The organism is Serratia sp. NPDC087055, from assembly GCF_044900985.1.
In the GTDB taxonomy this organism is placed as follows: domain Bacteria; phylum Pseudomonadota; class Gammaproteobacteria; order Enterobacterales; family Enterobacteriaceae; genus Serratia.
This window is the reverse complement of the sequence record NZ_JBJDOG010000008.1, coordinates 86,384-108,913: the sequence shown is the minus strand read 5'-3', so window position 1 is coordinate 108,913 and position 22,530 is coordinate 86,384. Positions and strand designations below refer to the sequence as shown.

Annotated in this window: 18 protein-coding genes; 12 read left to right on the top strand and 6 right to left on the bottom strand. The window is 55.0% G+C overall.

Translation table 11 applies throughout. The features are described from left to right. The first annotated feature begins 210 nt into the window (after window positions 1–210). Window positions 211–2,847: a phosphoenolpyruvate carboxylase gene (ppc, locus tag ACI2J2_RS23450; protein WP_209639998.1), complete on the top strand. Its 2,637-nt coding sequence runs from the start codon at window positions 211–213 to the stop codon at window positions 2,845–2,847. 101 nt (window positions 2,848–2,948) lie between these two features. Here ppc and metF read toward each other — a convergent pair whose 3' ends face one another. The 3 genes from metF to metB form a co-directional block, all read right to left on the bottom strand. Further along, window positions 2,949–3,845 (bottom strand): methylenetetrahydrofolate reductase, encoded by an 897-nt coding sequence (metF, locus tag ACI2J2_RS23445; RefSeq protein ID WP_265556737.1) that lies wholly within the window; start codon window positions 3,843–3,845, stop codon window positions 2,949–2,951. Between the two features lie 227 nt (window positions 3,846–4,072). Next, on the bottom strand, window positions 4,073–6,508 hold the full coding sequence (locus tag ACI2J2_RS23440) for a bifunctional aspartate kinase/homoserine dehydrogenase II (RefSeq protein ID WP_209640004.1): 2,436 nt from the start codon (window positions 6,506–6,508) through the stop codon (window positions 4,073–4,075). A gap of 2 nt (window positions 6,509–6,510) precedes the next feature. Next, on the bottom strand, window positions 6,511–7,671 hold the full coding sequence (gene metB, locus ACI2J2_RS23435) for a cystathionine gamma-synthase (protein WP_209640007.1): 1,161 nt from the start codon (window positions 7,669–7,671) through the stop codon (window positions 6,511–6,513). Window positions 7,672–7,988: 317 nt separating this feature from the next. Between metB and metJ the strand changes: the two genes are divergently transcribed. Beyond that, window positions 7,989–8,306, top strand: a complete 318-nt coding sequence (metJ, locus tag ACI2J2_RS23430) for a met regulon transcriptional regulator MetJ (RefSeq protein ID WP_012147461.1) — start codon at window positions 7,989–7,991, stop codon at window positions 8,304–8,306. 77 nt (window positions 8,307–8,383) lie between these two features. Here the strand turns inward: metJ and rpmE are convergent, their stop codons facing one another. Then, entirely contained in the window at window positions 8,384–8,599 is a 216-nt protein-coding gene (gene rpmE / locus ACI2J2_RS23425) for a 50S ribosomal protein L31 (RefSeq protein WP_209640010.1), read from the bottom strand. A 197-nt stretch (window positions 8,600–8,796) separates the two neighbouring features. Here rpmE and priA point away from each other — a divergent pair, with 197 nt between their 5' ends. From priA to rraA, 7 genes are all read left to right on the top strand, one after another. Continuing rightward, complete coding sequence (gene priA, locus ACI2J2_RS23420) at window positions 8,797–10,992, top strand: primosomal protein N' (protein WP_404760941.1); 2,196 nt, start codon at window positions 8,797–8,799, stop codon at window positions 10,990–10,992. Between the two features lie 289 nt (window positions 10,993–11,281). After that, window positions 11,282–12,310: a DNA-binding transcriptional regulator CytR gene (gene cytR / locus ACI2J2_RS23415; protein ID WP_209640016.1), complete on the top strand. Its 1,029-nt coding sequence runs from the start codon at window positions 11,282–11,284 to the stop codon at window positions 12,308–12,310. A gap of 65 nt (window positions 12,311–12,375) precedes the next feature. Then, window positions 12,376–13,317, top strand: coding sequence for a cell division protein FtsN (gene ftsN, locus ACI2J2_RS23410; protein WP_209640020.1), 942 nt, complete (start codon window positions 12,376–12,378; stop codon window positions 13,315–13,317). A 102-nt stretch (window positions 13,318–13,419) separates the two neighbouring features. Continuing rightward, window positions 13,420–13,950 carry an ATP-dependent protease subunit HslV gene (gene hslV / locus ACI2J2_RS23405; RefSeq protein WP_004953184.1) on the top strand — a complete coding sequence of 177 codons (531 nt, stop codon included), beginning with the start codon at window positions 13,420–13,422 and terminating at the stop codon, window positions 13,948–13,950. Between the two features lie 12 nt (window positions 13,951–13,962). Further along, window positions 13,963–15,297 carry an HslU--HslV peptidase ATPase subunit gene (hslU, locus tag ACI2J2_RS23400; protein WP_209640023.1) on the top strand — a complete coding sequence of 445 codons (1,335 nt, stop codon included), beginning with the start codon at window positions 13,963–13,965 and terminating at the stop codon, window positions 15,295–15,297. Between the two features lie 91 nt (window positions 15,298–15,388). Then, window positions 15,389–16,306, top strand: coding sequence for a 1,4-dihydroxy-2-naphthoate polyprenyltransferase (locus ACI2J2_RS23395; RefSeq protein WP_404760940.1), 918 nt, complete (start codon window positions 15,389–15,391; stop codon window positions 16,304–16,306). Window positions 16,307–16,386: 80 nt separating this feature from the next. Further along, complete coding sequence (gene rraA / locus ACI2J2_RS23390) at window positions 16,387–16,872, top strand: ribonuclease E activity regulator RraA (RefSeq protein ID WP_020837546.1); 486 nt, start codon at window positions 16,387–16,389, stop codon at window positions 16,870–16,872. A 56-nt stretch (window positions 16,873–16,928) separates the two neighbouring features. Here rraA and zapB read toward each other — a convergent pair whose 3' ends face one another. Continuing rightward, on the bottom strand, window positions 16,929–17,168 hold the full coding sequence (gene zapB / locus ACI2J2_RS23385) for a septal ring assembly protein ZapB (protein WP_012147470.1): 240 nt from the start codon (window positions 17,166–17,168) through the stop codon (window positions 16,929–16,931). A gap of 539 nt (window positions 17,169–17,707) precedes the next feature. Between zapB and ACI2J2_RS23380 the strand changes: the two genes are divergently transcribed. The 3 genes from ACI2J2_RS23380 (at window position 17,708) to glpX (ending at window position 21,246) form a co-directional block, all read left to right on the top strand. Continuing rightward, the gene (locus ACI2J2_RS23380) at window positions 17,708–18,553 is read left to right on the top strand and encodes an MIP/aquaporin family protein (RefSeq protein WP_037425575.1); all 846 of its coding nucleotides are present in this window, start codon (window positions 17,708–17,710) and stop codon (window positions 18,551–18,553) included. A gap of 42 nt (window positions 18,554–18,595) precedes the next feature. Next, window positions 18,596–20,104 (top strand): glycerol kinase GlpK, encoded by a 1,509-nt coding sequence (gene glpK, locus ACI2J2_RS23375; protein ID WP_209640029.1) that lies wholly within the window; start codon window positions 18,596–18,598, stop codon window positions 20,102–20,104. 131 nt (window positions 20,105–20,235) lie between these two features. Then, entirely contained in the window at window positions 20,236–21,246 is a 1,011-nt protein-coding gene (glpX, locus tag ACI2J2_RS23370; RefSeq protein WP_265556744.1) for a class II fructose-bisphosphatase, read from the top strand. Window positions 21,247–21,278: 32 nt separating this feature from the next. On the opposite strand, the gene emrD is transcribed toward glpX, so the two are convergent. After that, window positions 21,279–22,463 carry a multidrug efflux MFS transporter EmrD gene (gene emrD / locus ACI2J2_RS23365; RefSeq protein WP_404760939.1) on the bottom strand — a complete coding sequence of 395 codons (1,185 nt, stop codon included), beginning with the start codon at window positions 22,461–22,463 and terminating at the stop codon, window positions 21,279–21,281. Window positions 22,464–22,530 lie beyond the last annotated feature (67 nt).

Below are 22,530 nucleotides of genomic sequence, written 5' to 3'. Positions count from 1 at the left end.
CGAGATGAAACAGGCGCTCTTCGCCTGGCACGTGAAATTTACTTACAAGATAAAAATCATCTACCCAATAGATTTCAGGACACAGTCACGCGGCTAACACGTAAATCCCCTGGAGCCTGGATCAACCCAGTGACAGAGATGGGAGCGTGAAGCCAACGCTGCTGCGGCTTGAAAGATGAAGGGTAAATACAGAACTGGGTCAGGGGTTATATGAACGAACAATATTCGGCAATGCGAAGTAATGTCAGTATGCTCGGCAAATTGCTCGGCGATACCATCAAAGAAGCGCTGGGCGAGCATATTCTCGATCGCGTTGAAACTATCCGTAAGCTTTCCAAATCTTCACGTGCAGGTAACGAAGCGCATCGCCAAGAGCTGCTTTCTACCTTACAAAACCTGTCCAACGACGAGTTGCTGCCCGTTGCGCGTGCATTCAGTCAGTTTCTCAATCTGACGAACGTCGCCGAGCAGTACCACAGCATTTCGCCCAATGGCGAGGCGGCCAGCAACCCAGAGGCGTTGGCCCAGTTATTCACTCGTCTGAAAGACAAAAAGCTCAGCACCAAAGAGCTGCAAAATGCGGTATCTCAGCTTTCCATTGAGCTGGTGCTGACCGCGCACCCGACGGAAATTACCCGCCGCACCCTGATCCACAAGCTGGTTGAAGTTAACACTTGCCTCAGCCAACTGGACCATAACGATCTGGCCGATTACGAGCGCAACAAGATCATGCGCCGCCTGCGTCAATTGGTCGCCCAGTCATGGCATACCGACGAGATCCGTAAGCATCGCCCATCACCTATCGATGAAGCGAAATGGGGCTTTGCGGTAGTCGAAAACAGCCTGTGGGAAGGTGTGCCTGCCTTCCTGCGCGAATTCAACGAACAGTTGGAAAACTCCATCGATTACAGCCTGCCGGCAGAAGCCGTACCAGTACGCTTCACCTCCTGGATGGGCGGTGACCGCGATGGCAACCCCAATGTCACTGCCGAAATTACCCGACACGTGCTGCTGCTGAGCCGCTGGAAGGCCTGCGACTTGTTCACCCGCGATATTCAGGTGCTGGTATCTGAGCTGTCGATGACCGAATGTACGCCGGAACTGCGTGCACGTGCCGGTGGTGACGAAGTGCAGGAACCGTACCGCGAGATCATGAAGCAATTGCGCAGCCAGCTGATGAGTTCTCAGGCTTATCTGGAAGGCCGCCTTAAAGGCGAGCGTGTACTGAAACCGCATGACCTGCTGGTCAATAACGAGCAACTGTGGGAACCGCTGTTTGCCTGTTACCAGTCACTGCAGGCTTGTGGTATGAGCATCATCGCCAATGGCCAGTTGCTCGATACCTTACGCCGCGTACGCTGCTTTGGTGTCCCCCTGGTGCGTATCGATGTTCGCCAGGAAAGCACACGCCACACTGAAGCCATCGCCGAACTGACGCGCTATCTCGGCCTGGGTGATTACGAAAGCTGGTCGGAAGCCGATAAACAGGCATTCCTGATCCGCGAACTGAACTCCAAACGCCCGCTGGTACCGCTGAAGTGGGAACCGAGCGCCGACACCCAGGAAGTGCTGGAAACCTGTCGGGTGATCGCCGAAGCCCCCCAGGGGTCAATCGCCGCCTACGTGATTTCGATGGCTCGCACCCCCTCTGACGTGCTGGCGGTGCATCTGTTGCTGAAAGAAGCCGGCTGCCCATTCGCGCTGCCAGTCGCACCGCTGTTCGAAACCCTCGACGACCTGAATAACGCCGACGACGTAATGACCCAGTTGCTGAATATTGACTGGTACCGCGGCTTTATCCAGGGCAAACAGATGGTGATGATTGGCTATTCTGATTCGGCGAAAGACGCCGGGGTAATGGCAGCATCGTGGGCGCAGTACCGCGCGCAAGATGCGCTGATCAAAACCTGTGAGAAGGCTGGCGTGGCACTGACGCTGTTCCACGGCCGCGGTGGCTCAATTGGCCGTGGCGGTGCACCGGCGCATGCGGCATTGCTGTCGCAACCGCCGGGCAGTCTGAAAGGCGGCCTGCGCGTCACCGAACAGGGTGAGATGATCCGCTTCAAATTTGGTCTGCCGGAAGTCACCATCAGCAGCCTGGCGCTTTACACTGGCGCAATTTTGGAGGCCAACCTGTTGCCGCCGCCAGAACCGAAGAAAGAGTGGCGCACGTTGATGGATGAGTTGTCAGACACCTCATGCAACATGTACCGCGGCTACGTACGCGAGAATCCGGAGTTTGTGCCATATTTCCGCGCTGCAACGCCGGAATTGGAGTTGGGCAAACTGCCTCTGGGCTCACGTCCGGCCAAGCGCAAGCCAAACGGCGGCGTAGAGAGCCTACGCGCTATCCCGTGGATCTTCGCCTGGACTCAGAACCGGCTGATGCTGCCCGCCTGGCTGGGTGCCGGCGCCGGCTTGCAAGAAGCGGTAAAAGCCGGCAAGCAGGATCAATTGGAAGCGATGTGCCGCGACTGGCCGTTCTTCTCTACCCGCATCGCGATGCTGGAAATGGTCTTCGCCAAAGCAGACCTGTGGTTAGCGGAATACTACGATCAACGTCTGGTCGATAAGTCACTGTGGCCACTTGGCAAACAGTTACGCGACCAATTGGCGAGCGACATCAAAGTGGTGCTGACAATTGCCAATGATGCACACCTGATGGAGGATCTGCCGTGGATCGCCGAATCCATCGCGCTGCGTAACGTGTATACCGATCCGCTGAACGTACTGCAGGCTGAACTGTTACACCGTTCACGCCAGCAAGAACAGCCAGATGCCCGCGTTGAGCAAGCGCTAATGGTCACCATTGCCGGCGTTGCCGCCGGGATGCGTAATACCGGCTAGGTTAAGCGACAAAGTACGGCCCCTGCTTTCAGGGGCCGTTTTTTTCCAATAAAAAGGGCGCTGTCATTACACAGCGCCCTTTTCATCATTCATCAATAAAATTAGGCAATAGCCGCCGGACGCACACCCAGCGTGTGGCAAATGGCATAGCTCATCTCGGCGCGGTTCAGCGTATAGAAATGGAAGTCTTTCACCCCTTCGCGGCTGAGGATCTTCACCATGTCCATCGCGATATTGGCACCGACCATTTTGCGGGTTTCGGCATCGTCATCCAGCCCTTCAAACATGCTGGTCATCCAGCTCGGCACCCGCACGTTGGTCATGGTGGCAAAACGCTGTAATTGCTTGAAGTTGGACACCGGCAGAATGCCCGGCACAATTTCCACGTCAATGCCGGTCGCAACGCAACGGTCACGAAACCGCAGGTAGCTTTCCACATCGAAAAAGAACTGGGTAATCGCACGGTTCGCACCAGCATCGATTTTACGCTTCAGGTTAATCAGGTCCGCCTGCGGGCTTTTGGCTTCTGGATGCACTTCAGGATAAGCCGCAACCGAAATGTCGAAATCACCGACATCTTTAAGCAAAGCCACCAAATCGGTAGCGTACATGTCGGGCTTTCCGCCGCCCGGTGGCAAGTCACCACGCAGTGCCACAATATGGCGAATACCGCTGTTCCAATAGTCGGTCGCAATCTCACGCAGCTGATCTGGGCTGGCATCGATACAGGTCAGGTGGGGAGCCGCATCCAGGCCTGTACGATCCTTAATCCCTTTGATAATGCTATGGGTACGATCACGCTCACCGGAGTTTGCGCCATAAGTCACAGAGACAAATTTAGGTTTCAGGCTGCTCAGACGATCGATGGACTGCCACAGGGTGTCTTCCATCTCGCTGGTGCGCGGCGGGAAGAACTCGAATGATACGTTAATCTGACCGTTTAACTCCGCCAGACTCTGATTCAGCGCTTCCCGCTGGTTTGCGTGAAAAAAACTCATACCCTGTCCGCCTCTTATCGATCACTGTTCTGCTTTATTTTAATAAGCGTCTATACGTTTAGACGTCTAGATAGAAAATGCCGTATGTTGGCTAAAGAGTCAACAGGAAAATGAGGGAAATAAGGTGATTAATCCTCACCCGTTAAGAGAAAGAATTTCATATTCAAAACAAGGATAATTATGGCAGGAAAAACGAGGGGTGCGGAGGATCCGCACCCACAAGGAAATTAAAGCAGTTGCGCCAAACGGTTAAGGTCTGACTGGATCGCACCGGCGGTGACATCACGACCCGCACCCGGACCGCGGATCACCAGTGGATTGTCTCGGTACCAACGGCTTTCGATGGCAAACACGTTATCACACGGCAACAGCGACGCCAGCGGGTGCTCAGGACGCACTGCCTCCACGCCGACACGCGCCTTGCCATTGGCATCGAAGCGCGCCACGTGTCGCAGCACCAGCCCCATTTCATTGGCGGCCTCAAAACGTTGCAGCATTTGCTGATTCAGCGCATCGCCGTTTTCGAAGAACTGATCGACAGAGCCCTGTTCAGCCCCTGCAGGCACCAGCGATTCGACCCGTACCTGGTTCGGTTCAATATCGTAACCCGCCTCACGCGCCAGGATCACCAGCTTACGCATCACGTCCTGACCAGAGAGGTCAACCCGTGGATCCGGTTCTGTCAGCCCCTGCTGCCACGCCTGATCCACCAGCTCGGTGAACGGCACCGTGCCGTCGAACTGCAGGAACAACCAGGAAAGCGTACCCGAGAAGATGCCGCTTATCGCCAGAATGCTGTCACCGCTGTCGCGCAGGTCTCGTACCGTATGATTGACAGGCAGGCCCGCACCAACCGTGGCGTTATACAACCAATGGCGGCCCGTTTTGGCGAAGGCATCGCGAATTTGGCGATAGTTGTCGCTACAGGATGCCCCCGCAAGCTTATTGGCACTGATCACATGGAAACCATAGCTGGCGAAATCCAGATACTGCTCAGCCAGACTTTCACTGGCGGTGACATCAAGCACCACCAAATCGTCAAACGGGTGCGCACGCATCCACAGGAACAGTGACTCTTCGTCCAGTTCTTGCGCTTCGTCTTCAAAGAATGCCAATGCGCGGCTGGCGTCCAGGCCATCGTAGTTCAGCAAGCTGCGGCGACTGTCCACCACGCCAGCCAGGCTGAACTCAAACCCGCTGCGGGCGGAAATATTTTTCTGCTCGCGGGCAAACAGCTCCAGCCAACGTGCACCGATATTGCCTTTGCCGAACAGCACCAGACCAATACGTTTCTCGGCACGGAACAGGCTTTGGTGCAGGCCCTGAATCAGTAACCCGGTAGGCCCCTTGCGCAGCACCGCCACCATACTGATGCCATCTTCGGATTGCCAAATAAACTCTACCGGTTGGTCTTTCAGCTGTTGATAAAAACGATGGCTGTGCAGCGGGTTCTTACACACACCGGCCCCCACCAGCGCCACCAGCGCCAACCCTTCACGCAGCTGCAGTTCACCCGGCAGCGCCGTATCCTGCAACGTACGCAGTACGCTGTTCACCACTTCCGAGGTGTAGCATAGCTGTATCAAGTTACGGTCCGGATGAATACCTACCGCCAGCGGTTTGATCTGCGCACGCTTGAGCACCAGATCCAGTTCTTTCTGTGCCAGCTTAAAATCATGTTGGCTGGCAACATTCAGCTCAATCAGGCACACATCATCATGACTGGTGACAATCTTCGCACCCGTGCCAGAGGCGAGTACACGTTCGATACGCGTCGAGCCTTGTTCCGGCTGATAACTGCAACGCAGTTGAAGATCGATATCGCTGCCGGATACCGGCTGCAGGGTGCGGGTGTGCAGCACAGGTGCCGCCAAACGCGCCAGTTCACTGGCTTCGTCCAAACGCAGCAGTGGCAGCAGGCAAGCGTCTTTTACCTTGCGCGGGTCGGCGCTGTAAACCCCTGCCACGTCACTCCAAATGGTCACGCGTTCCGCCCCGGCCAGCGCACCGACCTGGGTTGCAGAATAGTCACTGCCGTTACGCCCCAACAGCACGGTTTCACCGGCGTCGTTGCGTGAAATAAAGCCGGTCACCACCAAACGTTTACCCGGGTGTTGGGCCAACAACTGTTGCAACAACGGATAAGAACGGCCTTCGTCAACTTGCGGCTGAGCGGCGCGTTCCGCACGCAGGAAATCGCGCGCATCCAGCCAGGCCGCCTGCATGTCCAGCTTGTTCAGTACCGCCGCCATCAAGCGTGCCGACCAGATCTCGCCATGGCCAACCACCTCAGCGTAGATGACGTCGTCGAGCTTATCGTCCAGCAAGACTGCCAGACGCTCCAGATCCTGAATAAATTCGGCGATCAATGGCTCAGCGGTTTCCGGCGGTAACAGACCGCTTATTAATTCGCTGTGATAACGGCGTAACGTCTGCTGAACCTGATGTGCAGAAAGGCGATCGCTCTGGCTGAGCTTCAGCCAGCTAATCAGTTGGTTGGTGGTACTGCCGGCCGCCGACACCACCATCATGTCGCCTGGCTGGCTGTATTCGGCCATGATCCCGGCCACCCGCAGATAACACTTCACATCCGCCAGGCTACTGCCGCCAAACTTGTGCAGTTGACGCCCGCTCACCGGCCCTGCTACCGCAATTGCATTCATGCTTACCTCGTTGCCGCCGCCTGGAAGGCTCGTTCCAGATCGGCAATCAAATCTTCACTGTCTTCAATACCCACGGAGATACGCAGCAGGCTTTCGGAAATACCGGCCGCCGCACGGGCTTCCGCCGCCATACCTGCATGGGTCATGGTCGCTGCATGCGAGATCAGGCTTTCTACGCCGCCCAACGATTCTGCCAGAGTAAACAACTCAAGGGCAGACAGAAAACGGCGCAATAGCGCTTCGTCACCGTCCAGTTCAAAGCTGAGCATCGCGCCAAAGCCGCGTTGCTGACGACGTGCAATCTCGTGCCCAGGGTTCTGTGGCAGAGAAGGATGATACAGCTTTTTCACTAAGGGTTGCTGCTGTAAATAACTGACAATCGCTTCGGCGTTTTGTTGCGCTGCCTTAATGCGTGGTGACAGCGTACGCATGCCACGCAGCAGTAAATAGCTGTCGAACGCACCACCCGTCACGCCGATATTATTGGCCCACCAGGCCAGCTCAACCGCCAGATCTTTATCTTTGGCGATGACCGCTCCGGCCACAACGTCAGAATGACCATTGAGATACTTGGTGCAGGAGTGCACCACCAAATCCGCCCCCAGGCTGATAGGCTGCTGCAATGCCGGGCTGAGGAAGGTATTGTCCACCACCGTCAGCGCACCTGCTGCATGGGCAGCGTCACAAATAGCGGCGATATCCACCACCCGCAATAGCGGATTACTTGGGCTTTCAATCAGTACCAACTTGGGCTTTTGCGCCAACGCCTGCTGTAATGCCGTTTCATTCCCCTGATCGACAAACAGCACGCGGTAAGCACCACGCTTACTCAGGCTGTCGAACAGACGATAGCTACCGCCATAACAGTCATGCGGAGCCACCAGAAGATCGCCGGGTTGCAGGAACACGGTCGTCACCAGATGGATCGCCGACATCCCGCTACTGGTCATCACGGCCCCAGCCCCCCCTTCCAACTCAGCCAGTGCACGCTGCACCACATCGCGTGTCGGGTTACCGCGGCGTGAATAGTCATGAGCACGAGGCTGATTGAAATCAGTAAAATTATAGGTACTGGACAGGTGGATCGGCGGAACAACGCAACCGTACTGTTCGTCATCGTTCAGGCCGCTACGTACGGCAATCGTGGCAGGTTTACGCGTCATAGGGTCTCTCGGCTCTCGGGATTCGGATGAATAAGGCCTAAAGATTAATCGCAGCAACGATAGACGTCAATACATCTGGACATCTAAACTTCTTTGCGTATAGATTGAGCAAAGCCATAATACCCGCTAAAATTATGCCAGTTTGATATGACGATACGATGTTAACCCGGAATGCATAGGCGACACCTATTGATCGTCAGCATTCAGTGACCCTGGTCGCGTAAAATTGACATTTATTTAGTGAGAACAGTGAAGATCGGGCATAATTGGCCGGTTTTTAGAATTTTGTAATTTTTCTGACAAATTTAAGGTGTCCCATGGCTGAGTGGAACGGCGAGTATGTCAGCCCTTACGCTGAACACGGTAAAAAAAGCGAGCAAGTAAAAAAAATCACGGTATCCATTCCGCTGAAGGTTCTGAAAATCCTCACCGATGAACGGACGCGTCGCCAGGTCAATAACCTGCGTCATGCCACCAACAGCGAATTGCTGTGCGAAGCATTTCTGCACGCCTTTACCGGCCAGCCGCTGCCGAACGACGAAGACCTGCGCAAAGAACGCAGCGATGAAATCCCGGAAGCCGCGAAACTGCTGATGCGTGAATTGGGTGTGGATCCCGATACCTGGGAATATTAAGTGCCGGTCTGCGAATGCAGAGGGTAGAAACGAAAAAAGGCGCCGAAGGCGCCTTTTTCATCTGACGATAAGAAATCTTATTTCTTAGCGCCTGGTACGCTGAAACGCTTGTTGAAGCGGTCAACGCGGCCACCGGTAGCAACGTCACGCTGCTTGCCAGTGTAGAACGGGTGGCATTCGCCACAAACGTCCAGGTTCAGATCGTGACCCACGGTAGAGCGGATTTTGATCACGTTACCGCAAGAGCAGTTAGCAGTAACTAATTCGTATTTTGGGTGGATACCTTGTTTCATGGGAAACCTCAGTTAAGGCCGTGTCGCTATCCAGCCCTGTTTCGCCAGACACCACACGTGGTTGATAATAAATTTGGTATCGAATTATACCAAAGGCGGCAAATTATACAGAATTAAAAGTGCCGCGCAATCGGATCCGTACATTTGCCGATGCGCCGTGTAAACTGATGGACTGTTTTTTTACTCTGGATGACCTCATGCCTGTTGTTCACGTTGCTTTGCCGGTACCCCTCGCCCGCACTTTCGACTATCTGCTGCCGCAAGATCTGCAGCCGGTAGTTGGCACACGCGTGGGCGTTCCCTGGGGCAAACAACGGGCAATAGGTATCGTCACCGGCTGTAGCGAGACCAGCGAATTACCGCTAGATAAACTCAAGCCGATCGACAGCGTGATCGACAATGCGTCCCTGTTCTCACCCAGCCTGTGGCGCATTCTATGCTGGGCCAGTGACTATTATCATTACCCCATCGGCGAAGTGCTGTTTCACGCACTGCCGATCCTGCTGCGCCAGGGAAAGCCCGCCGAAACCGCGCCATTATGGCAGTGGTTTGCCACCGAGCAGGGCCGTGCCACCCTACCGGAAAGCCTGAAACGTGCGCCTAAACAGCAACAGGCCCTCGCCGCGCTGCTGCAGCGTCCTGTCTATCGTCATCAGGTCAGTGAGCTGGAGTTAACCGAAAGCGCGTTGCAAGCGTTACGCGCTAAGGGATTAGTCGACTTACGCGCCCAGACAATCGCAACTCAGGACTGGCGGCCAGGCTTTGAAGTACTGGGTGAACGGCTGCGGCTCAACACCGAACAGGCCACGGCCGTAGGCGCCATCCGCAGCGAAGACGATCGGTTCGCCACCTGGTTGTTGGCCGGGGTCACGGGTTCCGGCAAGACTGAAGTCTATCTCAGCGTGCTGGAAAACATTCTGGCCAAGGGTAAGCAAGCGCTGGTACTGGTGCCGGAAATCGGCCTGACGCCGCAGACCATTGCTCGCTTTCGCGAGCGCTTTAACGCCCCGGTGGAGGTACTGCACTCCGGCCTCAACGACAGCGAGCGACTGGCGGTATGGCTGCGCGCCCGCAGTGGCGAGGCAGCGATTGTCATCGGCACCCGTTCGGCGCTGTTTACCCCGTTTTCAAACCTGGGCGTGATCATCATCGACGAAGAACACGACAGTTCTTATAAACAGCAGGAAGGGTGGCGTTATCACGCTCGCGACCTGGCGGTATTCCGTGCCCGTGAGGAAAACATCCCCATGGTGATGGGCACCGCCACGCCGGCGCTGGAAACCTTGCACAATGTGCAACTGGGCAAATATCGCCAGCTTAAACTCACCCAGCGCGCCGGAAACGCCAAACCCGCGACGCAGCACCTGATCGATCTGAAAGGGCTACCTCTAAAAGTGGGTCTGTCGCAGCCGTTGCTGAAAAGCATGCAACACCATTTGAAAGCCGGCAATCAGGTGATGCTGTTCCTTAATCGACGCGGCTACGCACCGGCGCTGTTGTGCCATGAATGCGGCTGGATCGCCGAATGCCAACGTTGCGATCATTACTACACCTTTCACCAGAACCAGCGGCAACTGCGCTGCCACCACTGTGACAGCCAACGCCCCGTGCCCCATCAGTGCCCACAGTGCGGATCAACGCATCTGGTGTCAGTCGGTGTCGGCACCGAGCAGTTGGAAAATGAGCTGGCGCCACTGTTCCCAGAAACGCCAATCACCCGTATCGATCGCGATACCACCAGCCGTAAAGGCTCGCTCGAACAGCACCTGGCAGATATCCACCGTGGCGGTTCACGCATTTTGATCGGCACTCAAATGTTGGCAAAAGGCCACCATTTCCCAGATGTAACGTTAGTGGCACTTCTGGACGTTGACGGTGCACTGTTCTCTGCTGACTTCCGGTCCGCCGAGCGCTTTGCCCAGTTGTATACCCAGGTTTCAGGCCGAGCAGGCCGTGCGGGAAAAGCGGGTGAGGTGTTGTTGCAAACACACCACCCGGAACACCCGTTACTGCAAATACTGCTTCAACAGGGCTACGATGCCTTTGCCAAACAGACACTGGCTGAACGCAATAGTGTGTTCCTTCCGCCGTATACCAGTCATATCATCGTGCGCTCGGAAGATCACGATAACCAGCAGGCGCCGCAATTCCTGCAGCAACTGCGTAATCTGTTGGAAGCCAGCCCACTAAAAGATGATTCGCTCTGGGTGATGGGGCCAGTTCCTGCACTGCAATCGAAACGCGGTGGGCGCTTCCGCTGGCAGCTCTTGCTGCAACACCCTTCACGGCGGGCGTTACAACAGTTGATGAAGAGTTCCTTGCCACTGGTCGGCACTCTGCCACAGGCACGTAAGGTGAAATGGACGCTAGACATCGATCCGATAGACAGCTGAACCCAGAAAAGTCTGATTCAGTTCATGCAATGCAAACGTTTACCCTTGAAATTGCGAGCGAACGCTAAAAAACCTTCCTGGGTCACACTTTTTATGCAAATTAGGTAACAAAGGCAGGACATATTCTGTTTAGAATGTCTGTGAAGGCAATTTTGTCACCGATTGCAGCACCGTGACCGAATGTTTAAGCGCGGATGGCGCTAAATCATAACAACACCACCGCACGCCAGAATTTGTGAGCAAACTGAAGCAGTCGCGTTGGCATGGGGCTAACGCAAGGAGAAAGGCGTTGGAACACAAGAAAGAATTATCCATGGCAACCATGAAAGACGTTGCCGAAATGGCGGGCGTTTCAACGGCAACCGTATCGCGTGCGTTGATGAATCCGGAAAAGGTGTCAACGCCGACGCGTCAGAAAGTGGAACAGGCCGTGCTGGCCGTTGGCTATTCTCCCCACGCCCTCTCCCGTAATATCAAACGCAACGAATCCCGCACCATCCTGGTGATCGTCCCCGACATTTGCGATCCGTTTTTTGCCGACGTGATCCAAGGGATCGAGCAAACAGCGGCACAACAGGGCTATCTGGTGCTCATTGGCGACTGTGCGCAGCAAAATCAGCAGGAACGCACCTTTGTTAATCTGATTATTACCAAACAAATCGACGGCATGCTGCTGCTCGGCTCAAACTTACCCTTCGATGCCAGTAAAGAAGAACAACGTAATCTGCCACCGATGGTGATGGCCAACGAGTTTGCTCCGGAACTGGAACTGCCGACGGTACACATCGATAATCTGACGGCCGCCTTCGAAGCCGTACATTATTTACATCAGCTCGGACACAAACAAATCGCCTGTGTCGCCGGGCCTGAACAGATGCCGCTCAGCCATTATCGGTTGCAAGGTTACATTCAGGCGCTACGTCGTAATGGCATTAGCGTCGAAAGCAGCTATATTACCCGGGGTGATTTCACCTACGAAGCTGGCGCTCAGGCGCTGGCGGCGCTGATGGCACAGCCAAAACCACCGACGGCAATTTTCTGCCACAGTGACGTCATGGCGATCGGCGTGTTGTCGCAGGCGAAAAAAATGGGGCTGCGCGTACCGCAAGACCTTTCCATCGTCGGCTTTGATGACATCAAATTGGCGCAATATTGCGATCCACCGTTAACCACAGTGGCTCAACCGCGCTACCAGATTGGCCAGCAAGCAATGCTGTTGCTGTTGGAGCAGTTGCACGGACAGACCGTGGCAAGCGGCTCCCGGCTTTTGGACAGTGAATTGATTATCAGAGGCAGCACCGCTGCCCCTAAACGCTAGTCAAATATTTTAGGGTTCAGTAACATGACGGACTTATCCCCTCATCAGGACACAGCGGAATAATAGTGGCACAAAAAGACTATGTAAGCCGTGGGCGCGCAGCAGGAGCTAAGCGTAAACCCCCCAGCCGTAAAAAACGCAGTTCTCCGAAGGTCTCCAAAACCGTGTTGGCGTTGGCCGTCGCACTGCTGGTGATTTTTATCGGTGGCCTCTATTTCATTACGCACAACAAGCCGGATGACGCGCCGCTGCTGCCTGTGCACAACACGCGTCCGGGTAACGGCCTACCGCCGAAACCGGAAGAGCGTTGGCGCTACATCAAAGAGCTGGAAAATCGTCAGATTGGCGTACAAACCCCGACCGAACCTACGGCCGGCGGCGAAGCCAGTTCCAAAACACAGCTGACGGCTGAACAGCGCCAACTGCTGGATCAGATGCAGGCGGATATGCAACAGCGCCCAACGCAGCTCAATGAAGTGCCGTATAACGATCCTTCACAAGCCGCAGCGCGCAATAACCGTCAGCAGCAAATGCAACAACAGCAGGTACAGCAACAACCCATACAGCAGCAACCACAGGTAACGCAGCCGCGTAATCCGTTCAACAACGGCGCGACGACGCAACCTGTGCAGCAACAGGCCCAGCCGAAACCTAAACCGCAACCGGTCACACAACCGCCGGTGCAGGTTAAGCACCCTGAACCAAAACCGCAGCCGAAACCTGAGACCAAGCCGGAAGTCAGTCAGGAAACGGCCAAGCAGGAAACCAAGCCAGAATCGAAGCAGAAGTGGATGGTGCAGTGCGGTTCATTCCGTGCGACCGATCAGGCAGAGTCTGTGCGTGCACGCCTGGCGTTTGAAGGCATCGAAAGCCGCATTACGGCGGGTGGTGGCTGGAATCGCGTGGTGCTCGGCCCTTACAGCAGCCGGGCTGTTGCGGACAAAACCCTGTCGCGCCTGAAGGGCGTAGGCATGTCAAGTTGCATTCCCCTCTCCGTTGGGGGTTGAAAAGCGTCAATCCCCCCCCATCTATACTCTCAATATGCCTCGTAGTGTCTGCGCAAGCAGATGCTGCGAGGGCTTCTTTCCGTCTTCAACGAGGGTCTGCTCGTGACAACAATTGTAAGCGTACGCCGCAACGGCCAGGTAGTGATCGGTGGCGATGGCCAGGCCACCTTGGGCAATACGGTAATGAAGGGCAACGTCAAGAAAGTACGTCGCCTGTATAACGACAAAGTGATTGCTGGTTTTGCCGGTGGTACAGCGGATGCCTTTACGCTGTTTGAGCTGTTCGAGCGCAAGCTGGAAATGCACCAAGGTCACCTGGTGAAAGCCGCCGTTGAACTGGCGAAAGACTGGCGTACTGACCGCATGCTGCGCAAACTCGAAGCCCTGCTGGCTGTCGCAGATGAACACTCTTCGCTGATCATCACCGGCAACGGTGACGTGATCCAGCCTGAAAACGATTTGATTGCGATTGGCTCCGGCGGCCCGTACGCCCAGGCAGCCGCTCGTGCGATGTTGGAAAATACCGAACTGAGCGCCCGCGAAATTGTTGATAAGTCCCTCAACATCGCCGGTGATATCTGTATTTACACCAACCATTTCCACACCATTGAAGAATTGCCTTCCAAAGCGTAAGGATCGAATACTATGTCTGAAATGACCCCGCGCGAGATCGTCAGCGAACTGGACAGCTACATCATTGGCCAGAACAAAGCCAAGCGTGCCGTTGCCATTGCCCTGCGTAACCGCTGGCGCCGGATGCAGCTTAACGAGATGCTGCGCCATGAAGTCACGCCAAAGAATATTCTTATGATCGGCCCGACCGGTGTCGGTAAAACTGAAATTGCCCGTCGTCTGGCAAAACTGGCTAACGCCCCGTTCATCAAGGTTGAAGCCACCAAGTTCACCGAAGTGGGCTACGTCGGCAAAGAAGTGGATTCGATTATCCGCGATCTGACCGATGCCGCGATCAAAATGGTGCGCTTGCAGTCGATCGATAAGAACCGTACCCGTGCCGAAGAACTGGCGGAAGAACGCATTCTCGACGTGCTGATCCCACCGGCCAAGAACAACTGGGGCCAGGCGGAAGAACATCAAGAGCCGTCTGCTGCTCGCCAGGCATTCCGCAAGAAACTGCGTGAAGGCCAGTTGGACGACAAAGAAATTGAGATCGATCTGGCTGCTGCGCCGATGGGTGTAGAAATCATGGCACCTCCCGGCATGGAAGAGATGACCAACCAGCTGCAATCAATGTTCCAAAACCTCGGTGGTCAAAAACAGAAGCCACGTAAGTTGAAGATCAAAGAAGCCTTCAAGCTGCTGGTAGAAGAAGAAGCCGCCAAACTGGTTAACCCGGAAGAGCTGAAAGAGCAAGCAATTGAAGCGGTTGAGCAACACGGCATCGTGTTCATCGACGAAATCGACAAAATCTGTAAGCGTGGTGGCCAAAGCTCCGGTCCTGACGTGTCTCGTGAAGGCGTGCAGCGTGACCTGCTGCCACTGGTGGAAGGCTGCACTGTCTCTACCAAGCACGGCATGGTGAAAACCGATCACATTCTGTTTATCGCTTCCGGTGCGTTCCAGACCGCCAGCCCATCAGACTTGATTCCGGAACTGCAGGGCCGCCTGCCAATCCGCGTTGAGCTGCAAGCGCTGACCACTGAAGATTTCGAGCGTATCCTGACCGAACCAAGCGCGTCGTTGACTGAGCAATACAAAGCGCTGATGGGTACTGAAGGCGTGAATATCGAATTCACCGCTGAAGGCATCCGCCGTATCGCTGAAGCCGCATGGCAGGTTAACGAAACGACCGAAAACATCGGTGCACGTCGCTTACACACCGTGCTTGAGCGTCTGATGGAAGATATTTCCTATGATGCGAGTGAAATTAACGGTCAATCCATTACAATTGATGCGGATTACGTACGTAATCATCTGGATGAACTGGTAGCAGATGAAGATTTGAGTCGTTTTATCCTATAATCGCTCAATCATGTCCAGTCAGTCATCTGTGGGAGGCATTGCCTCCCACAATTATTTCTAACGGACACAGCCACTTACTCTGAAGCGAAAAATGAGCTCATCAACAACCACCTCACCGGCCAGAGCCTGGCTTGAAAGTTTACGGCCACGCACCTTGCCGCTGGCCTTTGCATCTATCGTCGTCGGTTCCGCCATTGCCGCCTGGCAAGGCAGCCTGAAACCTGGCGTCGCACTGCTGGCCTTGTTGACCGCCGGCCTACTGCAAATTCTCTCCAACCTGGCGAACGACTATGGCGATGCGGTAAAAGGCAGCGACAAAGAAGACCGCATCGGGCCGCTACGCGGTATGCAAAAAGGCATGATCACCCAAGCGCAGATGAAACGCGCTCTGGTGGTGACGGTGGTGTTGATCGCCATCACAGGCTGTTCACTGATCGCCGTCGCCTGTGAACAACCCAGCGACGTCGTGGGCTTCCTGGTACTGGGTGGGCTTTCTATCGTCGCAGCCATTACCTATACCGTCGGTACCAAACCCTATGGCTATCTGGGGCTAGGCGACATCTCGGTGCTGGTATTCTTCGGTTGGCTGAGCGTAGCGGGTACCTACTACCTGCAAACCCACACGTTTGACAGTATTGTGATGCTACCAGCCACCGCATGCGGCCTGCTGGCAACCGCAGTGCTCAACATCAACAATTTGCGCGATATCGAAAGCGATCGTGCCAACGGTAAAAATACCCTGGCGGTACGCCTTGGGCCACAGAATGCGCGCTATTACCACGTCGCGTTGCTGATCGGGGCCGTAGCCTGCTTCGCGCTGTTCACACTGCTTAATTTGCATAGCCTGTGGGGCTGGCTGTTTGTGCTGGCGATCCCCCTCTTGGTACGCCATGGCCTGCGCGTGCTGCGCGATCCAACACCAGCCGGTATGCGGCCGATGCTGGAACACATGGTCAAGGCAGCACTTCTGGCCAATGTGCTGTTCGCTATCGGCGTGGTGCTCAGTTAGACATCGAACTGATGATTTTGCCAACAGGGCGAATAAAGGGATATACTGGTTATTCCAGCGGCAAACAGACGTAAAATCCTATGAAATACGATACTTCCGAACTTTGCGACATCTATCATGAAGAGGTGAACGTAGTTGAGCCTCTATTCTCCAATTTTGGCGGGCGTACTTCATTTGGCGGGCAAATCACTACGGTGAAATGCTTTGAGGATAACGGCCTGTTATTCGAGCTACTTGAAGAAAACGGGCGCGGTCGCGTTCTGGTGATTGACGGTGGCGGCTCAGTACGCCGTGCTCTGATCAATGCAGAATTGGCGCGTCTGGCAACCCAGAACGAATGGGAAGGCATCGTGGTCTACGGTGCCGTGCGTCAGGTGGACGATTTGGAAGAACTGGATATCGGCATTCAGGCGATGGCAGCCATTCCTGTCGGCGCCGCCAGTGAAAGCATTGGTGAAAGCGACATCCGCGTTAACTTTGGCGGTGTGACGTTCTTCTCCGGTGACCATTTGTACGCCGACAATACCGGTATTATTCTGTCTGAAGACCCGCTCGACATCGAGTAATCTTCAGATATGAAAAAGGGCGCCTAAGGCGCCCTTTTCGATCGTGCAATACGGAATCAGACTTCTTCCATTTTGCCCAACAGCGCGCGCAAGCGATCTTGCCATACGTGCTGCTCTTCTTTCAGTTGCTGGTTTTCACGTACCAGCGATTCGTGGTTGCCAGAGGCAGCCTGAACTTCCTGAGACAGAGTATTGTTTTTGTCTTTCAGCTCTTCAATTTCCATCTGCAGCAGGGTGATGGTATCGATCGCCTGCTGAACTTTTGATTCCAATTTCTCAAATACTTCAAATGACATGCTTCAGTCCCCTCATGATAGCAAGGCGTACATCTATAGGTAACGGCCGCAACTCAGGTTGCAACTGCTGCGAATATGCATCGCGCCAAGTGACACACGCTTTTATTGAAAATAACGCGCCTGTCCCGATAAAACGCTTCTTTCGATAAAAACGATTGTAAGTAGCCTGTCCCCGACTGTCTAGCAACATCCGGCTCATCGCGCAGTCTGTTGCAATTTTCCTGCCTTCGCCATCAGCAAAAACTGAAAATACCCGCAGCCCGCAAAATCGGTTTGTTAACAATCGGTGGCGAAAGCACTGGTCAGATCACACTTTTATGGCGCAGAAAGAACACAGAACGACGCGAATTCGCTCAATTTTATGACGAAGCACACACATTTTGATTTCGCTATTTCTCGTTTATGTTCGTTAACGATAAATTTACATCACGTCCTCAATTAATAATTGGACGAGATGAAAAAACTGTACCCATAGGCCAAATCGATACGCTCGCTGAGCCTATAAACCTATAACCGCCGTTTTGCAGGACAACAACATTATGAGCCAAACCACCAGTCCGACCCTAAAAGGCCAGTGCATCGCTGAGTTCCTCGGCACCGGCCTGTTGATATTCTTTGGCGTAGGCTGCGTTGCCGCGCTGAAACTGGCTGGCGCCAGCTTCGGCCAATGGGAAATCAGTATCATTTGGGGCCTCGGCGTTGCCATGGCTATCTATCTGACCGCTGCCATCTCCGGTGCGCATCTCAACCCGGCAGTCACCATCGCACTGTGGCTGTTCGCCTGCTTTGACGGACGCAAAGTACTTCCTTACATTGTCGCGCAGATCGCCGGAGCCTTCTGCGCAGCAGCCTTGGTCTACGGGTTGTATTACAACCTGTTCTACGACTTTGAAGCAGCCAATCATATGGTTCGCGGCAGTGATGCAAGCCTTGCCCTGGCTGGCATCTTCTCCACTTATCCTAACGCGCACATTTCTGTCGGCCAGGCCTTCCTGGTAGAGACCGTGATTACCGCAATTCTGATGTGCCTGATCCTGGCGCTGACCGACGACGGCAACGGCATTCCGCGTGGCCCACTGGCCCCTCTGTTAATTGGTATTCTGATTGCCGTGATCGGCGCCTCTATGGGACCATTGACTGGCTTTGCTCTGAACCCGGCGCGTGACTTCGGTCCTAAAATGTTCGCTTATCTGGCGGGCTGGGGCAAAGTGGCCTTCACCGGTGCACGTGATATTCCGTACTTCCTGGTGCCAATTTTTGGTCCAATCATCGGGGCCTGCCTGGGTGCCTTCGGCTACCGCATGCTCATTGGCCGCAATCTGCCGTGTGACGTTTGCGTAGAAGAAGAAAAACCCGCCGCCAAGGCTCAGCAGCGTAAAGCGTGATTGGCACAGTTTAAAACGGTTAACAACAGCAGGACTAAAATCATGACTGTAGAAAAAAAATACATTGTCGCGCTCGACCAGGGAACCACCAGTTCACGTGCCGTAGTGCTAGACCACGATGCCAATATTGTTGCGGTATCCCAGCGTGAGTTCACGCAGATTTACCCGAAAGCGGGCTGGGTTGAGCATGACCCGATGGAGATTTGGTCATCGCAGAGCTCAACGCTGGTAGAAGTGCTGGCGAAGGCCGACATCAATTCCGATCAAATCGCCGGTATCGGCATCACCAACCAGCGCGAAACCACCATCGTCTGGGAGAAAGAGACCGGTAAGCCAATTTATAACGCCATTGTCTGGCAATGCCGTCGTACCGCTGACATTTGCGAGAAGCTCAAACGCGATGGCATGGAAGAGTACATCCGTCACAACACCGGCCTGGTGGTTGACCCGTACTTCTCCGGCACCAAAGTTAAATGGATCCTGGATAACGTAGAAGGCGCCCGTGAACGCGCCAAACGCGGCGAGCTGCTGTTCGGTACCGTCGATACCTGGCTGGTGTGGAAAATGACCCAAGGGCGGGTGCATGTGACCGATTACACCAACGCCTCGCGTACCATGATGTTCAATATCCATGAGCTGGACTGGGATGAGCGCATGTTGGAAGCGCTGGATATCCCGCGTGCCATGTTGCCAAAAGTCCGCCCTTCCTCGGAAGTGTACGGCCAGACCAACATCGGGGGTAAAGGCGGTACACGTATTCCAATCGCCGGCATCGCGGGTGACCAACAGGCGGCGCTGTATGGCCAACTGTGCGTTCAACCGGGCATGGCGAAAAACACCTACGGCACCGGTTGCTTCCTGTTGATGAACACCGGCAAAGAAGCGGTACGTTCTAACCACGGCCTGCTGACCACTATCGCTTGCGGTCCACGCGGCGAAGTGAACTACGCGCTGGAAGGGGCAGTATTCATCGGCGGCGCGTCTATTCAATGGTTGCGTGATGAACTGAAATTGATCAGTGATGCAGCCGACTCCGAATACTTTGCCACCAAGGTGAAAGACAGTAATGGCGTGTACGTGGTGCCAGCCTTCACCGGTTTGGGCGCCCCTTATTGGGACCCGTATGCCCGTGGTGCAATCTTCGGTCTGACTCGCGGCGCGAACAGCAACCACATCATCCGTGCAACGTTGGAGTCTATCGCTTACCAAACGCGCGACGTGCTGGATGCCATGCAGGCTGACTCCAACACCCGCCTGCAATCGCTGCGTGTGGACGGTGGCGCCGTTGCTAACAACTTCCTGATGCAGTTCCAGTCTGACATCCTCGGCACCCGTGTAGAGCGTCCTGAAGTGCGTGAGTCGACTGCACTGGGCGCAGCCTTCCTGGCGGGTCTGGCGATCGGTTATTGGAATGACCTGGATGAGGTGAAGAGCAAGGCGGTTATCGAGCGCGAATTCCGTCCGAGCATTGAAACCACCGAACGTAACTTCCGTTACAGCGGCTGGAAAAAAGCGGTTGCCCGTGCACAAGCATGGGAAGAACACGATTAACGTCGCTCTGCGTTGTTAACCCCTATCACGCGCTGCCTTCGGGCGGCGCGTTTTTTTTTGCACCGCCCTCCCCGTAGCCCCTGTGATAAACTTTGCCGATATTTTCTTCCTTCTCACAGACAGGTTTTGCCATGAAACGTGAATTAGCCATCGAATTTTCCCGCGTGACCGAAGCCGCCGCACTGGCGGGTTACAAATGGCTGGGACGCGGCGACAAGAATGCCGCTGACGGCGCGGCGGTCAACGCCATGCGTATTATGCTCAATAAAGTGGATATCGATGGCCGCATCGTGATCGGCGAAGGCGAGATTGATGAAGCACCGATGCTGTATATCGGTGAGCAGGTCGGCAGTGGCCAAGGTGACGCGGTAGACATCGCAGTCGATCCGATCGAAGGCACCCGCATGACCGCCATGGGCCAGTCCAACGCGCTGGCGGTATTGGCGGTAGGCGATCGCGGTACCTTCCTGCACGCGCCGGACATGTACATGGAGAAGCTGGTGGTCGGCCCGGCAGCACGCGGCGCCATCGATCTCACATTGCCGCTGGCAGAGAACCTGCAGAATGTAGCGGCACGGTTGGGCAAACCTCTGTCGCAGCTGACAGTGATCGTGCTGGCCAAGCCGCGACACGACGGCGTTATCGCGCACATGCAACAGCTCGGGGTCCGCGTCTTTGCCATCCCTGACGGCGACGTGGCGGCCTCTATCCTGACCTGTATGCCTGACAGCGAAGTCGACGTGATGTATGGCATCGGCGGCGCACCTGAAGGGGTGATTTCCGCGGCGGTCATCCGCGCACTGGACGGTGATATGCAGGCACGGCTGTTACCACGCCACCAGGTGAAGGGGGAAAGTGCCGAGAATCGCCGCATCGGCGAAGAAGAACTGGCACGCTGCAAAGAGATGGGGATTGAAGCCGGTAAGGTGTTGATGCTCGATGACATGGCGCGCAACGACAACGTCATTTTCTCCGCGACGGGTATCACCAAAGGCGACCTACTGGAAGGGATCAGCCGTCAAGGTAATATGGCCACCACGGAAACGCTGTTAATCCGCGGTAAATCACGCACCATTCGCCGCATTCGTTCAACCCATTATCTGGATCGCAAAGACCCGGCACTGCACGAATTCCTGCTGTAATGAAACAGGGCGCCGATGGCGCCCTGCTCGTTTTATGCGGTATGACCTTGGTGCTGCATTCGGTTCGACAACGGCCACCAGCAAAGCAGAATCAACAGTGCCATGGCAAACATCAGCAAACCGAGGCTGAACTGCCCGGTCTGTGGCAACATGGCAGAAAGCCAGGTCGCCAGGCCAGAACCCATATTTTGCATGCCACCGACCAACGCGCCTGCGGCCCCGGCCAGATAAGGGAAAGGTTCCATCGCACCCGTCGTGGCCAGCGGGAACATCATGCCGGCACCGAAAAAGAACAATGCAGCCGGCACAATCAGCGTCCAGATATTCATCACGCCAAACCACCCGGGGATCCACATCATCAGACCTGCCAACAGGCAACTGATGACGGAGTACCACACCAGACTGTGGAAGGTCTTGCCGTCTCGACCGGCGTACCAGGCACCAAAAAATGCCGCCGGTATAGGCAGGATAAACAGAATACTGACGGTCAGACCGCTCAAGCCCAACACGCCCCCCATCAGCACGCCACAGCTGGCTTCAAACACGGCAATCCCCGCCAGTGCACCGATCAGCATCACCAAATAACAACTGAAGGTGCTATCGCCCAACAACTTGCGGAAACTCGCCAGCATTCGCCGCTTTTCGGTCTGCTGCGGTCGAGTTTCCGACAGCCAGCGAAACATGGCAAAAGCGACACCGGTACACAGCACCAGCAGGAAGGCATAACAGGCACGCCAACCAAAGACCATCGCCAATGCCCCACCGATGATCGGCGCCAGCAGTGGGCTCACCAGGATACCCATGTTAAGCAGGCTGTTGGCGTATCGCAGTGATGTGCCAGCATACAGGTCACGTGGCATGGTACGTGCCATCACTCCAGCCACGCCGGTACCCATCCCCTGAATAGCACTGGCAGCAACCAGCATCGTCAGGCTGTTGGACAACAATGCGCCCAGGGCACCGATCATGAAAATCATCATCCCAGCCAGGATCACCGGGCGGCGGCCAATACGGTCAGACAGCGGGCCGTAAATCAGTTGCGAGAAGCCATAGGTCATCAGATATGCCGCCATCACGCGCTGTACTGCACCTGAACGCACCGACAGATCTTTGGCAATATCAGCAACAACGGGAACATAAATGGTTTGTGCCATCTGACCGACAGCCACCAACAGGGTAAGCATCACCAGCAGGTGAAAGTTTTCTATTTTTCTCATTATCTTCGTTAACGTATTAACTCGTCACAGCGTCCCGTTCTGGCTCGAAATTCGGCCAGAACGGCGA

Excerpts from the sequence above, each read along its gene's own strand:
- ppc (WP_209639998.1), top strand. The coding sequence starts at position 211 with ATGAACGAACAATATTCGGCAATGCGAAGTAATGTCAGTATGCTCGGC.
- metF (WP_265556737.1), bottom strand. The coding sequence starts at position 3,845 with ATGAGTTTTTTTCACGCAAACCAGCGGGAAGCGCTGAATCAGAGTCTG.
- ACI2J2_RS23440 (WP_209640004.1), bottom strand. The coding sequence starts at position 6,508 with ATGAATGCAATTGCGGTAGCAGGGCCGGTGAGCGGGCGTCAACTGCAC.
- metB (WP_209640007.1), bottom strand. The coding sequence starts at position 7,671 with ATGACGCGTAAACCTGCCACGATTGCCGTACGTAGCGGCCTGAACGAT.
- metJ (WP_012147461.1), top strand. The coding sequence starts at position 7,989 with ATGGCTGAGTGGAACGGCGAGTATGTCAGCCCTTACGCTGAACACGGT.
- rpmE (WP_209640010.1), bottom strand. The coding sequence starts at position 8,599 with ATGAAACAAGGTATCCACCCAAAATACGAATTAGTTACTGCTAACTGC.
- priA (WP_404760941.1), top strand. The coding sequence starts at position 8,797 with ATGCCTGTTGTTCACGTTGCTTTGCCGGTACCCCTCGCCCGCACTTTC.
- hslU (WP_209640023.1), top strand. The coding sequence starts at position 13,963 with ATGTCTGAAATGACCCCGCGCGAGATCGTCAGCGAACTGGACAGCTAC.
- ACI2J2_RS23395 (WP_404760940.1), top strand. The coding sequence starts at position 15,389 with ATGAGCTCATCAACAACCACCTCACCGGCCAGAGCCTGGCTTGAAAGT.
- rraA (WP_020837546.1), top strand. The coding sequence starts at position 16,387 with ATGAAATACGATACTTCCGAACTTTGCGACATCTATCATGAAGAGGTG.
- zapB (WP_012147470.1), bottom strand. The coding sequence starts at position 17,168 with ATGTCATTTGAAGTATTTGAGAAATTGGAATCAAAAGTTCAGCAGGCG.
- ACI2J2_RS23380 (WP_037425575.1), top strand. The coding sequence starts at position 17,708 with ATGAGCCAAACCACCAGTCCGACCCTAAAAGGCCAGTGCATCGCTGAG.
- glpK (WP_209640029.1), top strand. The coding sequence starts at position 18,596 with ATGACTGTAGAAAAAAAATACATTGTCGCGCTCGACCAGGGAACCACC.
- glpX (WP_265556744.1), top strand. The coding sequence starts at position 20,236 with ATGAAACGTGAATTAGCCATCGAATTTTCCCGCGTGACCGAAGCCGCC.
- emrD (WP_404760939.1), bottom strand. The coding sequence starts at position 22,463 with ATGAGAAAAATAGAAAACTTTCACCTGCTGGTGATGCTTACCCTGTTG.